This window comes from Polaromonas sp. P3_B1, from assembly GCF_056402935.1.
In genome coordinates this window covers 60,751-73,728 of sequence record NZ_JBFUGK010000028.1, presented here as the reverse complement: position 1 = coordinate 73,728, position 12,978 = coordinate 60,751, and the positions used below count along the sequence as shown (strand labels likewise).

Sequence of the window (12,978 nt, the reverse complement as noted above, 5' to 3'; positions counted from 1 at the left end):
CTGTTGGCCGGGGGTAGCCCGGCGGCAACTCACTTTTCTTTTGCTTCGCCAAAAGAAAAGTAAGCAAAAGAAAAGGCGACCCTGGTGTCTGCGTCCCTCCGCTTCGCTRCGGGCAGCCTGCGGTGCTCGGTCCAGACGGGGTCAAAAACAACTCGCTTCGCTCAAACACGTTTTTGCCCTTATCCGTCTGGCCCTGCGCTCCTCGGCGCAGACACAAGGGGCCCGAATACCTAAACCACAAGGACACGCCACGGCGTGTCCTTGTTTGTCTTCGTTTGTTCTTTGGTATTTGCCTTCTGTCCCCGATCCCGATTGCCCCGTCCTGGCTGGGCCGAGGAGCGCAGAGACAAGCGGRTCAGGGCAAAAACTTGTTTGAGCCGAAGGCGAGTTGTTTTTGACCCCGCTTGGCTCGAGCACCGCAGGTTGCCCGTAGCGAAGCGGAGGGACCCAGACTGCGGGTCGCCTTTTCTTTGGTGACTTTCTTTTGGCGAAGCAAAAGAAAGTCACTTGCCGCCGGGCAACCCCGGCCAGCAGAACTCAGCAGAGTAAGAAGACGAGGAAAAAGGAGGAAAGAAGAAGAGAGGAGCGCGCGCGCCGGGCAAGACCGGCGTCAATCGACTGCGCGCTTCAGTCGAATCTCTTCCAGCTTGGCACTGCCAAACGCCACAGTCTTGAGCGAAGGCATCTCCCTCTTGAACCCAGCGGCGTGCTCGTAAAACGCCAACGCAGGTTCATTGCGCAACAGCACCCACAGCGTGACCTGCGTGCAGCCTTCGTCCTTCAAGCCTTCGCGCGCGCCGTCCCAGAGAGCCAGGCCGGCGCCTTTGCGCCAGTGGTTGGGATGGACGTACAGGGCCCAGATTTCGCCGACGGTGGATTTGGTGCCGGCATCGCGTGAGCGGTCGAAGCCGACAAAACCGATGACCTGCTCGCCTTCGGTGGCTACCAGCAACTGCGGTTCGCTGAATTCGATGGCTTCGCGCCAGTAGGACAGGCGCTTTTCGACCGTGATCTTGGCGAGGAAATCCGCAGGGAGGAGATCTTTGTAGGCGGCCTGCCAGGTGGCGACATGGATTTCGGCGATGGCTTTGGCATCGCGGGGTGTGGCAGGGCGGATGGAATAACTGGACATGGAAAATCGGGGGGGGTTGTTCTGAGGTCGGAAAAAATCCGGCGGAGCGGAATTGTCGCCCAAATTACCGCCCAAGCGGCAATATTCACCCACGCCCGCCGAACGGCGCGCCGACGGCCTGGAGCGGCGCGGACCTCGGGTACATTCGGCGCACCACAACTCTTACAAGTGCTCCACCATGGCCCAACGCCTTCAGTTTCCCCTGCAAATGTCTTTCAAGCTCATGGCGTTTGCGCCGCAGTTCCTGGTCAAGGACGCCCGCGACCAGCCGGTGGCGTATGTCAAACAGAAACTCTTCAAGCTCAAGGAAGCCATCTCGGTGTTCACCAACGAGAAGCAGGACCAGTTGCTGCACCAGATCAAGGCCGACCGGGTCATCGATTTTTCGGCGCTGTACCACTTCACCGACCACCAGGGCGTGGCGCTGGGCGGCGTCAAGCGGCGCGGCATGCGCTCCATGTGGCGGGCCGGTTTTGAGGTGCTGGACAACGGCACCACCCTTTTCAGCATCAATGAAAAAAGCGTGATGACCCGTTTTCTGGACGGGCTCTTCAGCCAGATCCCCTTGATCGGGATTTTCTCGGGCTACGTATTCCACCCGGCCTACCAGGTCACCCGGCCCGACGGTACGCTGGTGGCCGAGTTGACCAAGCAGCCCGCCCTGTTTGAAGGCCGGTTCGCCGCTACGCAGATGGCGCCCTTCAATGAGCGCGAGGAGCAGCAGTTGCTGCTGGCCCTGATGACCGTGCTGCTGCTCGAGCGCTTGCGCGGCTGAGGACAGCCGAAGAAGCGGACGGCGGCACGCAGACGATGGCGATGGACGACAGCACCCCACCCGGCAGCCCCGGCGCCGCGCCGGTGTTCAGCGCCCGGCTGGACCCTGAGGGAGCGCACTTCAGCGCCTCGCCGTCCCTGCCCCTTCTTCAGTCGGCGCTACTGGCCGGCGTGGCAATGGACAGCTCCTGCCGCAACGGCACTTGCCGCACCTGCATCCGCCGGCTGGCCAGCGGGCAGGTCGCCTACCGCATCGAATGGCCGGGCCTGAGCGCCGAAGAAAAAGCCACGGGCTACATCCTGCCCTGCGTGGCCTACCCGCTGTCGGATGTGGTGATAGGGCCGGCCGACTAGCCGCCCGGAACCGGCAGGCTTCCGGGCGACTGCGCGCCCTCGCCGAGCACGCGCTGCATCAGCACCGTGTCCACCCACTCGCCGAATTTGTAGCCGACGCAAGCCAGCGTGCCGACGCGCGCAAAGCCCTGCGCCTCGTGCACCCGCAGCGAACCGGTGTTGGCGCTGTTGCCGACCACGGCCACCATCTGCCGGAAGCCGCGCTGTTCGCACTCGCGGATCAGCTCACGCAGCAAGGCGCTGCCGACGCCGGACTGGCGCATGCCGGGCGCGACGTAAATCGAGTCCTCCACGGTATGCCGATACGCCGGCCGCGCACGCCAGGCACTGCCGTACGCATAGCCCACCACCTCTGCATCGCGCTCGGCCACCAGGTAGGGATAGCCGCCGCGCACGATGCCGTCGCGGCGCTCCCGCATCTGGGCCGCAGTGGGCGGTTCCAGCTCAAAAGTGGCCAGGTTGGTCTTCACATAGTGGGCGTAGATGGCCTGGATGGCCTCAATGTCGCCCTCGGCGCAGGAACGAATGGAAAGCATGCCGGCCGTCGAAGGTGCGGGAGGCGCTCGAAGAGTCTGTGAGGAAAGCTGCATGCCGCCATGGTTGCGTAAAGCTGCGTATAAGTAAATATGTCAAAACTTATTGTTTTCATTAGAATTTCTTTGCATGCCCAACCTCAGCCTCAGCCTTAACCTGGACCACCTGCGCACCTATGCGCTCATCATTGAAACCGGCAGCTTCTCGGGCGCCGCCGAAAGGCTGGGGCTGTCCCAGCCCGCCATCAGCCTGCAGGTGCGGCAACTGGAGCAGCGGCTGGGCGTGCGCCTGGTCGAGCGCGTGGCGCGCCGGGCCGCACCCACGCCGGCCGGACTGGACCTGCTGGCGCAGATCCGCCACGTCGATTCGGCGGTGGAAGGCGTGCTGGCGGCCATGGCCTCGCATTCGGCCGACGTCAGCGGCCGCGTGACGCTGGGCACCGGCGCGACGGCCTGCCTCTACCTGCTGCCGCACATCCTGCGCTCATTGCGGGTGCGCTTTCCCAATCTCAGCGTGCTGGTCAGCACCGGCAATACCGCCGACTTCGTGAAAGCGGTCGAGGGCAACACCATGGACATGGCGCTGGTGACCTTGCCCGTCAAGCGCCGCGCGCTGGTCACCACGCCCATGCTCAACGATGAATTTGTGGCGGTCATTCCCAGGCGCGAAACCGGCTTGCCCGCCAAAATCACGCCGGCCTTTCTGGCCAGGCGCGAACTCGTGCTCTTCGAGCCGGCGGCCAATACCCGCGTGATCATCGACCAGTGGTTCCAGGATGCGGGCCATGCACCCCGGCCCGTCATGGAGCTGGGCAGCGTGGAGGCCATCAAGGAAATGGTGGCCGCGGGCCTGGGCTGCAGCATCCTGCCGGCCATGGCCGTCACCGGCCCCGGGCAGCACCCCGAACTGGCCGTGCACCCGCTCTACCCGCGGCTGCAGAGAACGCTGGCGCTGGTCATGCGCAGCGACAAGCCGGTCAACAAGGCCATGCGCCAGGTGATTTCCGCGATTGAGCAGCGAACGGGGAATTGAAGGGCATTCGATACAAAAAACCCGGCCGGCATGTAGCGCGCTGTCAAACAACTGTGCCAGCATGTCAGGGATGGAAATCCCGCCGCCGACCGCCGCCGTGCAAAGCCCCCGCAGCCTGCACAGCCCCTACAGCCTGACGCCGGCGCGCGACGCGGCCGCAAGTTTCGCGGAGCTCGAAGAGCTCAAGGCCATTTTGCTGGCGGGCAACGGCCATTTCGATGTGGCGGTGGTGGCCGAGGCGCACACGGCCGGGCCCTCATTCCCGCTTTACACGGCCAGCATCGGTTCGCGCGATCCGCAGGCGCCGGCCGTCGGATTTTTCGGCGGCATCCACGGGCTGGAGCGCATCGGCACGCAGCTGATCCTGCACTACCTGCGCGCGCTGCTGTTCCGCCTGGAATGGGACGAACTGCTGCACCGCCAGCTCGAAAAAATCCGGCTGATTTTCATGCCCATCGTGAACCCGGGCGGCATGTGGGCGCACAAGCGCGCCAACCCGCAGGGCGTGGACCTGATGCGCAACGCGCCGCAGCGGGCCGAAAGCCAGGTGCCTTTCCTTGCGGGCGGGCAGACCATCAGCCCCAGGCTGCCCTGGTATTGCGGACGCCCCGGCGCACCCATGGAGGCCGAAAGCGCGGCCTTGCTGCGGGTGGTGGGCGAGCAGCTTGCGAGCCGCCCCTTCAGCCTGGCGCTGGACTGCCATTCGGGTTATGGCTTTGACGACAGCCTGTGGTTTCCGTACGCCAAGACGCGCCGGCTGATGGCCAACCTGCCCGAGATGTTCGCGCTGCGCACCATGCTGGAACAATCACACCCGCACCATGCCTACAGCTTTGAGCCGCAAAGCAACCAGTACCTGCTGCACGGCGACCTCTGGGACCATGCCTACGACCACGCGCCGCCGCGCCACGTGTTTTTGCCGATGACGCTGGAGCTCGGCTCCTGGCTGTGGATACGCAAGAACCCGCGCCAGCTGTTTTCACGGCACGGCATCTTCAACCCCATGAAGGCGCATCGCACCAAGCGCGTGCTGCGCCGCCATGCGGACTTGCTGGACTTCCTCACGCGCGCCGCATTTGCCGCGCCGAACTGGCTGCCCTCGGAAGACAGGCGCGCCCAGCTCATGCAGCTGGCGACGGCGCTCTGGCGGCCCAGGCGGGTGCTGCAAAAATGACCTGGGTGCTGCTCAGGGGCCTGACCCGCGAGGCGCGGCACTGGGGCGACTTCGCGGACCAGCTGGCGCGCGCCTTGCCGGGCTCCACCACTGCCGCCACCCGTGTGCTGGCGCTGGACTTGCCGGGCAATGGCGTGTTCCACCGTGAAGCTTCTCCGGCCACGGTGGGCGCCATGGCCGGCTTCGCGCGCGAGCAGTTGCGGGCCCGGGGCCTTGCGTCGCCCTACAGCCTGGTGGCGATGTCGCTGGGCGCCATGGCGGCCGCTGAGTGGGCGCTGCGCCATCCGAAAGAGATCGATCGGCTGGTGCTCATCAACACCAGCATGCACCCCCTGGGCCGCGCCAGCGAACGCCTGCGCCCGGGCAACTGGTTGCCGCTGGCGCTGGCGGCCGCGCGCTGGCGCGACGCGCGCCATGCGGAACACATCGAACGCCTGGTCCACCGCATCACCTGCAACCGCACGGCTTCGCTGGAACAGGACGTCGCCGCCTGGACCCGCATCCGCCAGGATGCGCCGGTCAGCTTTGCCAACGCCTGGCGCCAGCTCAAGGCCGCGGCGGCCTTCACCATGGCCGCGCCGCCAGCCTGCCCTGCCCTCGTTCTTTCTTCGGCGGCCGACCACCTGGTACACCCGCGCTGCTCGGCCCGGCTGGCCCAGGCCTGGCAGGYCGCCCACCACCAGCACCCCTGGGCCGGGCACGACCTGCCGCATGACGACGCGGACTGGGTCTGCCGGCGGATTGCGGATTGGGTGGACGCTCCTTGAGCCTTCTTCGCCTGTTTTGCTCCATACCCCACCGGGGTTTACTCCCTCCCCCGCTGGGGAAGGGCAGGGATGGGGGCCAGCGGCAATTGATGTATTGCTGCAGATGCCAAGGCCGCGAGCCCTCACCCTAACCCTCTCCCGGGGGAGAGGGGACAAGAAGAGAGCCAGGGTAGAAGGCGAGGCGTTGCAGAAAAATGATTTACTCCCTCCCCCTCCTTAAGCCAGAGGCACTTTCCTTGCCAGAATCGGGTTTTTACCCGTCCCGGCCGCCACCGCAACATGCCTCAGGCAAAATAATGCCTTGTCTATACAAGACACTTGGCACGCCTTCCATGAAGAACCCCTCCTCTCCCGAAACCCAGCCCGCCGGCCCGCAGTCGGGTGACGGCGCGCAGGCCGCTGCCACGCCCACGCGCAACAAGCGCATGTGGGCGCTGGCGCTGGGCACGGCGGCGCTCTGGAACCTGGACCCGGCCTTTGGTGAAATGGCCGAAATGATTGGCATGATCGCCTGTGCCGGCAACAAGACGCTTGCCAAGGACGCCATCGCCCAGATGCGCAGCAAGGCCGACAGTCTGCGCGCGCAGATACCGCCCCTGCCCGCCAGCGCGCTGACCAAGGTGGTGCGGCGCGCCGAGGCCGCTTGCGGCGCGGTGCTCGACAAGGGTGTGCGCGTCAAGGAAGTGCAGGCCAGCTGGGACCACTTTGTGGCCTGCGTGCGCGCCCTGCCTGAAAAGCACAGGTAAGGATGAACGCGGCTCAGCGCGAGGCCTTGTCGTAAGGGCTTTGCCGGTGCGCCAGCATTCCCAGAAGCTGCATGGCGGCTTCAAAACGCTCGCTCCACGGATGCCCGTAGTTGAGCCGCAGACAATGCCGGAAATTGCGCCTTGCTGAAAACACCGGGCCAGGCGCCACGCCTATGCCGTGCTCCAGCGCCGCCTGGTGCAGGGCCAGCGAATCGAAGCCCTCGGCAAACTCCACCCACACAAAATAGCCGCCCGCCGGTCGCGACACGCGCACATCCGCCGGGAAATGGCGGGCGATGGCGGCCAGCAGGCTGGACAGCTGCGACTCCATGGCATGCCGCAGCTTGCGCAAGTGCTTGTCGTAGCCGCCGTGCTGCAAGTAGTCGGCGATGGCGAGCTGTGCAGGCAGGCTGGCCGACAGCGTGGTCATCAACCTGAGCCGTTCGATCCGCTGCCCGAAACGCCCGGGCGAGACCCAGCCCACCCGGTAACCGGGCGCCAGCGTCTTGCTGAAAGAGCTGCAGTGCATCACCAGGCCCTTGCGGTCAAAGGCCTTGGCCGGCAGAAAGCCGCGATGGCCGAAATACAGCTCGGCGTACACATCGTCCTCGATCAGCGGAATGTCGCGCGCGGCCAGCAGCGCGACCAGCGCCTTCTTTTTCTCGAGCGACAGGCTGGCGCCGGTGGGGTTCTGGAAGGAAGTCATGAACCAGCAGGCCTTGACCGGATGGCGCTGCAGCGCGTCGGCCAGCGCCGCCAGGTCCAGGCCGTCCTGCGGATGCACCGGGATTTCCAGCGCTTTCATCTTGAGCCGCTCCAGCGCCTGCAGGCTGGCGTAAAAGCCGGGCGACTCGACCGCGACCAGGTCGCCGGGCTGGGCCACGGCCGTCAGGCACAGGTTCAGCGCTTCGAGCGCGCCGTGGGTAACGATGAGTTCTTCGGCCGGCTGCGCCATGCCCATGCCCAGATAGCGCAGCGCGATCTGCCGGCGCAGGCCCTCATCACCGCGCGGCAGGCTGGCCACCGTGTCGGGCCCTTGCAGAAAGCGCGCACCGCGGGCCAGCGACTTGCCCAGCCGCTGCAGCGGAAACAGCCCCGGCGCCGCAAACGCCGAGCCTAGCGGCGCGATGGCCGGGTCCTGCGCCGCGCCCAGCACCGAGAACACCAGCTCGCTGACGTCGGGCCGCGGCGCCACGCGGGCCGACTTGCCGGATCTGCTGTCTGCCCCACCGCGCGCCGGGGCGGCAAGTTGCTGCATGGACGAGGCCGTCACGTAGTAACCCGAGCGCGGCTGCGCACGCACCAGGCCTTTTTCTTCCAGCCGGTAATAGGCCTTGAAAGCGGTGGAGGCGCTCAGGCCGTGCTGCGCGGTGATGGTGCGTATCGAGGGCAGACGCGTGCCGGGAGCCAGGCGCCCGCTGCGGATGTCGGTCGCCAGCAGTTCGACCAGTTGTTCGTAGCGTTTCATAAAGTGTGTAGTGGGTGCGCCCGGCTTAGGCCGGCGCCCAATCTGATATTGCAATTTTCCGCTGTTTTTCATCTGATATGCTTTTTTCGTCGGCAACTGATGCTTACGCGGACTGGCCATGTGGGGCATGATCCCTTCATGCATGAGACCTGTTCTGGATATTCCTGGCTGCGTGCGTTGGCCCGGCATGCGCTGCCGGCCGCCCTGGCCTGGGCGGCGGCCGGCGCTGCCGTGGYGGCGCCGCCTCCCTTTGAAAACAGCATCGCCCAGCGCGCCATGGCCTGCACCGCTTGCCATGGGCCGCAGGGCCGCGCCGCGCCCGACGGCTACTACCCGCGCCTGGCCGGCAAGCCGGCGGGCTACCTCTACAACCAGCTGCTCAACTTTCGCGACGGGCGCCGCCACTACGGCCTCATGACGCAGCTGATTGAACCGCTGAGCGACGCCTACCTGATGGAGATCGCCACCTATTTCTCGCAGCTCGAAGTGCCCTACCCCGCGCCCCTGCCTGCCGCCGCCGCGCCCGAGGTGCTGCGCCACGGCCGCCAGCTGGTGCTGGAAGGCGACGCCGCGCGCCAGCTGCCGGCCTGCGTGCAATGCCACGGCCAGGCCATGACCGGCGTGGCGCCCGGCATCCCGGGCCTGCTGGGCCTGCCGCGCGACTACCTCAATGCGCAGCTCGGCGCCTGGAAGGCCGGCCAGCGCCGCGCGCACGCGCCCGACTGCATGAAGGAAGTCGTGGCCCGCCTGACCCTGGAAGACATCAATGCCGTGGCCAGCTGGGCGGCGGCGCAGCCCCTGCCCGCCAGCACCAAACCGGCCGCCAGCCTGCCGCCACTCCCCCCGGGCGCGAGCGCCATCACCTGCGGTAGCGCGACCGCGCCCACAGCAACGACTGCGGCCCCCGTGAAGACGCAAAAATGAAAAAAGCCTTGAAATTCGCACTCACCCTGGCGCTGCTCGCCGTGGGCGCCGGCGCGCTGGTCTGGGCCCTCAATGTGCGCGACGAAGTCGATGTGAAAGTGCCGGTGGCCGCGGCGGCGCCCAGCGAGAGCCTGGTCGCACGCGGCGCCTACCTGGCGCGGGCCGGCAACTGCCAGACCTGCCACACCGCCCAGGGCGGCCAGGCCTATGCGGGCGGACGCGGCATCGCCACGCCCTTCGGCACCGTCTTCACCTCCAACCTCACGCCCGACGACAAGACCGGAATAGGCGGCTGGTCGGCCTCCCATTTCTGGCGCGCCATGCACAACGGCCGCTCCAAGGACGGCCGGCTGCTGTATCCGGCCTTTCCCTACACCAGCTACACCCAGGTCACGCGAGAAGACTCGGACGCGCTGTATGCCTACCTGCGCAGCCTGCCTCCCGTGGCGGCGCCCAACCTGCCGCATGCGCTGCGCTTTCCCTACCAGTCGCAGGCCGCGCTGGCGGTCTGGCGCGCGCTCTTCTTCAGTCCCGGCGTCTATGAGGTCGACAGCGCGCGCAGCGCCGAGTGGAACCGCGGCGCCTACCTGGTCAAAGGCCTGGGCCACTGCGCGGCCTGCCACACGGCGCGCAACGTGCTGGGCGGCAGCGAGCAGGGCCTGGACCTGGCCGGCGGCCTGATCCCCATGCAGAACTGGTATGCGCCCTCGCTGGCCTCGCCTTATGAGGCCGGTGTGGGCGACTGGGACAAACAGCACATCGTGAGCCTGCTGAAAAACGGCGTCTCACCGCGCGCCTCGGTCACCGGCCCCATGGCCGAAGTCGTGCAGCGCAGCACCCAGTATTTGAGCGACGCCGACCTGGGCGCGATGGCGCAGTTCCTCAAAGAGCTGCCCCCTTCGCACACAGCGCCGCCCGAGCCGGCCGCCATCAAGACGCAGGGCGAGTCCGTGGAACGCGCCGCCAAGCTCTACGAGCAACACTGCGCCCAGTGCCACGGCGCCAAAGGCGAAGGCATTGCCAATGCCTACCCGGCACTGGCCGGCAACCGCGCCGTCACCATGGGCCAGGCCGCCAACCTCGTGCAGATCGTGCTCAACGGCGGCTACGCGCCGGCCACCGAAGGCAACCCGCGTCCCTTCGGCATGCCGCCCTTTGTCCTGGTGCTCAATGATGCCGACATGGCGCTGGTGCTCACACACATACGCCAGTCCTGGGGCAACCGGGCGAGTGAGATCACGCCGCTGGAGGTGAACCGGATACGGGCGAGTACGGGGCGGTAGGCAGTGGCCCTCTTCCGTTCGGGCTGGGTAGCCAGGCCCTTTGCTGTTGTGGCTGGCCCTTCGATACCTCAGGGCGAACGGAGAAACAAGCGAGAGGACTACCGGCTTACCATCCGGTCGCGTTTGGACAGCGACGGAAACATCCGGAACCAGGCCACCGCCACCAGCAGCGTGCCCACGCCGCCGGCCACCACCGAACCCACCGGTCCCAGCAGCGCAGCCGTAGCGCCGGACTCGAATTCACCGAGCTGGTTGGAAGCGCCTATGAACACCGAATTCACGGCGCTGACGCGGCCGCGCATCTCGTTGGGGGTTTCGATCTGCACCAAAGTCTGGCGCACCACCACGCTGACCATGTCGGCCCCGCCCGAGATGGCGAGCACGGCCAGCGACAGCGCAAAGCTGGTGGACAGGCCGAACACCACCATGCACAGACCGAACACGGCGACGGCCGACAGCATGGTCGGCCCGACGCGGCGCTCCAGCGGCCAGCGCGTGAGCAGTGCCGACATCAGCAAGGCGCCCGCCGCGGGCGCGCCGCGCAGCAGGCCCAGGCCCCAGGGCCCGACGTGCAGGATGTCTTTGGCGAACATGGGCAGCAGCGCCGTGGCGCCGCCCAGCAGTACCGCAAAAAGATCCAGCGACACGGCACCCAGCAAGGCCTTGCGCTGCCAGACGAACTCCACGCCGGCCAGCAACGTGCTCAGGGTCACGGGCTCACGCGGCGGCGGTGCGTGGTCGTAGCGCAGCACGGCGATCAGCCCGCAGCCGGTGGCGAACAGGCAGGCACAGGTGGCGTAAACCGCCGTGGCGCCGGCCACAAAAATCACGCCGCCCAGCGCCGGCCCGCCTATGATCGCCGCCTGCATGCCGGCCGAACTGAAAGCCATGGCGCGCGGCAGCATGGCGGGCGGCACCAGCACCGGGGTGAGCGCCTGCTGCGCGGGCATCTGGAAGGCGCGGGCCACACCAAGCAGAACCGACACCGCGAGCAACAATTCGCGCGAAGCCCAGCTGTGGTGGGCGCCCCAGCCCTGCGTGGCCGCTACCAGGATCATCGCCACCGTGCCCTGGGTGACCAGGCAGCCGGCGATGATGCGGCCGCGGTGCACCCTGTCGGCCACATGGCCCGCCACCAGGGTGAGCAGCAGCGCCGGCATGAACTGGTAGAGGCCCACCAGGCCCAGGTCCCAGGCGCTGCCGGTCAGCTCATACATCTGCCAGCCCACGGCCACCATGAGCATCTGGTTGCCAGTGGTGCCGAAAATCCGCGCGAACCACATGCGCATGTAGGCGCGCTGGCGGGTCAGTTCTTTAAACGTGTGTGTCGGCATGCGGGCGTGAAGCTTAACAGCGCAGTGTGAAGGCAGCACCCCAAGGGATATTGCGGCCTTCCAGGGGCGCCCCCGCCCGCCAGTTAACATGGAGGCATAACTACAGAGCAACACCCCAGGAGGTTTTATGCATCGCATCGTCATCGTCGGAGGGGGCGCCGGAGGGCTGGCGCTGGCCACGCAGCTGGGCAAGCGCCTGGGCAAAAAAGGCCTGGCCGAAATCACACTGGTGGATGCCGCCCGCACCCACGTGTGGAAGCCCCTGCTGCACCAGCTGGCCGCCGGCAGCTTCGACACCCACGCCGAGGAAATCGAATACCTGGCGCAGGCCCGCTGGAACCACTTCAAGTTCCGCCTGGGCAGCCTGACCGGCGTGGACCGCCAGAACAAGACGGTGCAACTGGCCGCCAGCCACGACGAAGCCGGCCGCGAAATCACCCCGGCCCAGCAGCTGGCCTACGACACCCTGGTGATTGCGGTGGGCAGCCAGACCAATGACTTCGGCACACCCGGCGCGGCCGAACACACCATCAAGCTGGACAGCCCGCAAGCGGCCAAGCGCTTTAACGACCGGCTGATCAACGCCTGCCTGCGCGCGCAGACCGTGCCGCGTATGGCCGGCAGCGGGCGCCTGACGGTGGCCATCGTGGGCGGCGGCGCCACCGGCGTCGAGCTGGCCGCTGAGCTGCATGCCGCGGCGCGGGTGCTGGCCAACTACGGTTTCGACCACATCCACCCTGAAAAAGACCTGCAGATCGTGCTGGTGGAAGCCTCGCCTCGCCTCTTGGCCCAGTTGCCCGAGCGCCTGAGCGAATCGGCCATGCGCGAGTTGCGCAAGCTGTCCATCGAGGTGCACACCAATGAAAAAGTCGTCGAGGTCACCGCCGACAGCCTGAAGATGGCCAGCGGCAAGGTGGTGCCCGCCAGCATCACGGTGTGGGCCGCCGGCGTGAAGGCGGCGGATTTTCTGCGCAGCCTGGGCGGCACGCCCGGAAGCGCCGAGGCGCTGGAGACCAGCAAGCTCAACCAGCTGATGGTCAACGGCAACCTGCAAACCACGCGCGATGCGAACATCTACGCCTTCGGCGATTGCGCCGCCTGCCAGCAGCCCGACGGCACCTGGGTGCCGCCACGCGCGCAGGCCGCGTACCAGCAGGCCATGTACCTGGCGCGCTCGCTGCAAGACCTGATCGCCGGCAAGCCGGTCGCGCCCTTTGTGTTCAAGGACCAAGGCTCACTGGTGTCGCTGTCCGAGTATTCATCGGTCGGCAGCCTGATGGGCAGCCTCACCAAGGGCAGCTTTTTTATCGAGGGCCAGCTGGCCAAATTCATGTACTGGGGCCTGCACAAGCAGCACCAGCTGGCGCTGGGCGGTTTCAAGAAGACCGCGCTGATCACGCTGTCTGAAATGCTGGACCGGACGCATCGCCCGCGCATCAAGTTGCATTGATAATCG

13 protein-coding genes are annotated in these 12,978 nt (G+C 66.7%); 9 read left to right on the top strand and 4 right to left on the bottom strand.

All coding sequences use genetic code 11. The annotated features are described in order from the left end of the window. Positions 1 to 610: 610 nt before the first annotated feature. On the bottom strand, positions 611 to 1,132 hold the full coding sequence (locus tag AC1DXS_RS16675) for an N-acetyltransferase family protein (protein WP_477738595.1): 522 nt from the start codon (positions 1,130 to 1,132) through the stop codon (positions 611 to 613). A gap of 178 nt (positions 1,133 to 1,310) precedes the next feature. On the opposite strand from AC1DXS_RS16675, the gene AC1DXS_RS16670 reads away from it, so the two are divergent. Together AC1DXS_RS16670 and AC1DXS_RS16665 are read left to right on the top strand one after the other, a co-directional pair. Then, on the top strand, positions 1,311 to 1,907 hold the full coding sequence (locus AC1DXS_RS16670; RefSeq protein WP_477738594.1) for an LURP-one-related family protein: 597 nt from the start codon (positions 1,311 to 1,313) through the stop codon (positions 1,905 to 1,907). A 41-nt stretch (positions 1,908 to 1,948) separates the two neighbouring features. Then, the gene (locus AC1DXS_RS16665) at positions 1,949 to 2,260 is read left to right on the top strand and encodes a 2Fe-2S iron-sulfur cluster-binding protein (RefSeq protein WP_477738593.1); all 312 of its coding nucleotides are present in this window, start codon (positions 1,949 to 1,951) and stop codon (positions 2,258 to 2,260) included. Here the strand turns inward: AC1DXS_RS16665 and AC1DXS_RS16660 are convergent. Further along, a complete protein-coding gene (locus tag AC1DXS_RS16660; RefSeq protein ID WP_477738592.1) occupies positions 2,257 to 2,796 on the bottom strand; it encodes an N-acetyltransferase family protein in 540 nt (179 codons plus the stop codon). The two genes, AC1DXS_RS16665 and AC1DXS_RS16660, sit on opposite strands and share 4 nt — an antisense overlap. Before the next feature lie 127 nt (positions 2,797 to 2,923). Here AC1DXS_RS16660 and AC1DXS_RS16655 point away from each other — a divergent pair, with 127 nt between their 5' ends. The 4 genes from AC1DXS_RS16655 to AC1DXS_RS16640 all read left to right on the top strand — a co-directional run bounded on the left by AC1DXS_RS16655 (position 2,924) and on the right by AC1DXS_RS16640 (position 6,513). Beyond that, complete coding sequence (locus tag AC1DXS_RS16655) at positions 2,924 to 3,826, top strand: LysR family transcriptional regulator (RefSeq protein WP_477738591.1); 903 nt, start codon at positions 2,924 to 2,926, stop codon at positions 3,824 to 3,826. 70 nt (positions 3,827 to 3,896) lie between these two features. After that, positions 3,897 to 5,000, top strand: coding sequence for a M14 family zinc carboxypeptidase (locus AC1DXS_RS16650; protein ID WP_477738590.1), 1,104 nt, complete (start codon positions 3,897 to 3,899; stop codon positions 4,998 to 5,000). Further along, the gene (locus AC1DXS_RS16645; protein ID WP_477738589.1) at positions 4,997 to 5,767 is read left to right on the top strand and encodes an alpha/beta fold hydrolase; all 771 of its coding nucleotides are present in this window, start codon (positions 4,997 to 4,999) and stop codon (positions 5,765 to 5,767) included. Before AC1DXS_RS16650 ends, AC1DXS_RS16645 begins: the two co-directional genes overlap by 4 nt. A 332-nt stretch (positions 5,768 to 6,099) precedes the next feature. Continuing rightward, the gene (locus AC1DXS_RS16640) at positions 6,100 to 6,513 is read left to right on the top strand and encodes a hypothetical protein (RefSeq protein WP_477738588.1); all 414 of its coding nucleotides are present in this window, start codon (positions 6,100 to 6,102) and stop codon (positions 6,511 to 6,513) included. Positions 6,514 to 6,526: 13 nt separating this feature from the next. Here AC1DXS_RS16640 and AC1DXS_RS16635 read toward each other — a convergent pair whose 3' ends face one another. Continuing rightward, a complete protein-coding gene (locus tag AC1DXS_RS16635) occupies positions 6,527 to 7,981 on the bottom strand; it encodes an aminotransferase-like domain-containing protein (RefSeq protein ID WP_477738587.1) in 1,455 nt (484 codons plus the stop codon). Between the two features lie 138 nt (positions 7,982 to 8,119). Here AC1DXS_RS16635 and AC1DXS_RS16630 point away from each other — a divergent pair, with 138 nt between their 5' ends. Together AC1DXS_RS16630 and AC1DXS_RS16625 are read left to right on the top strand one after the other, a co-directional pair. Further along, the gene (locus AC1DXS_RS16630; protein WP_477738586.1) at positions 8,120 to 8,905 is read left to right on the top strand and encodes a c-type cytochrome; all 786 of its coding nucleotides are present in this window, start codon (positions 8,120 to 8,122) and stop codon (positions 8,903 to 8,905) included. Further along, positions 8,902 to 10,188, top strand: a complete 1,287-nt coding sequence (locus AC1DXS_RS16625; protein WP_477738585.1) for a c-type cytochrome — start codon at positions 8,902 to 8,904, stop codon at positions 10,186 to 10,188. The genes AC1DXS_RS16630 and AC1DXS_RS16625 overlap by 4 nt, the downstream gene beginning before the upstream one ends. 98 nt (positions 10,189 to 10,286) lie before the next feature. Here the strand turns inward: AC1DXS_RS16625 and AC1DXS_RS16620 are convergent, their stop codons facing one another. Then, the gene (locus tag AC1DXS_RS16620) at positions 10,287 to 11,522 is read right to left on the bottom strand and encodes an MFS transporter (RefSeq protein ID WP_477738584.1); all 1,236 of its coding nucleotides are present in this window, start codon (positions 11,520 to 11,522) and stop codon (positions 10,287 to 10,289) included. Positions 11,523 to 11,649: 127 nt separating this feature from the next. Here AC1DXS_RS16620 and AC1DXS_RS16615 point away from each other — a divergent pair, with 127 nt between their 5' ends. After that, positions 11,650 to 12,972, top strand: coding sequence for an NAD(P)/FAD-dependent oxidoreductase (locus AC1DXS_RS16615; RefSeq protein ID WP_477738583.1), 1,323 nt, complete (start codon positions 11,650 to 11,652; stop codon positions 12,970 to 12,972). Positions 12,973 to 12,978 lie beyond the last annotated feature (6 nt).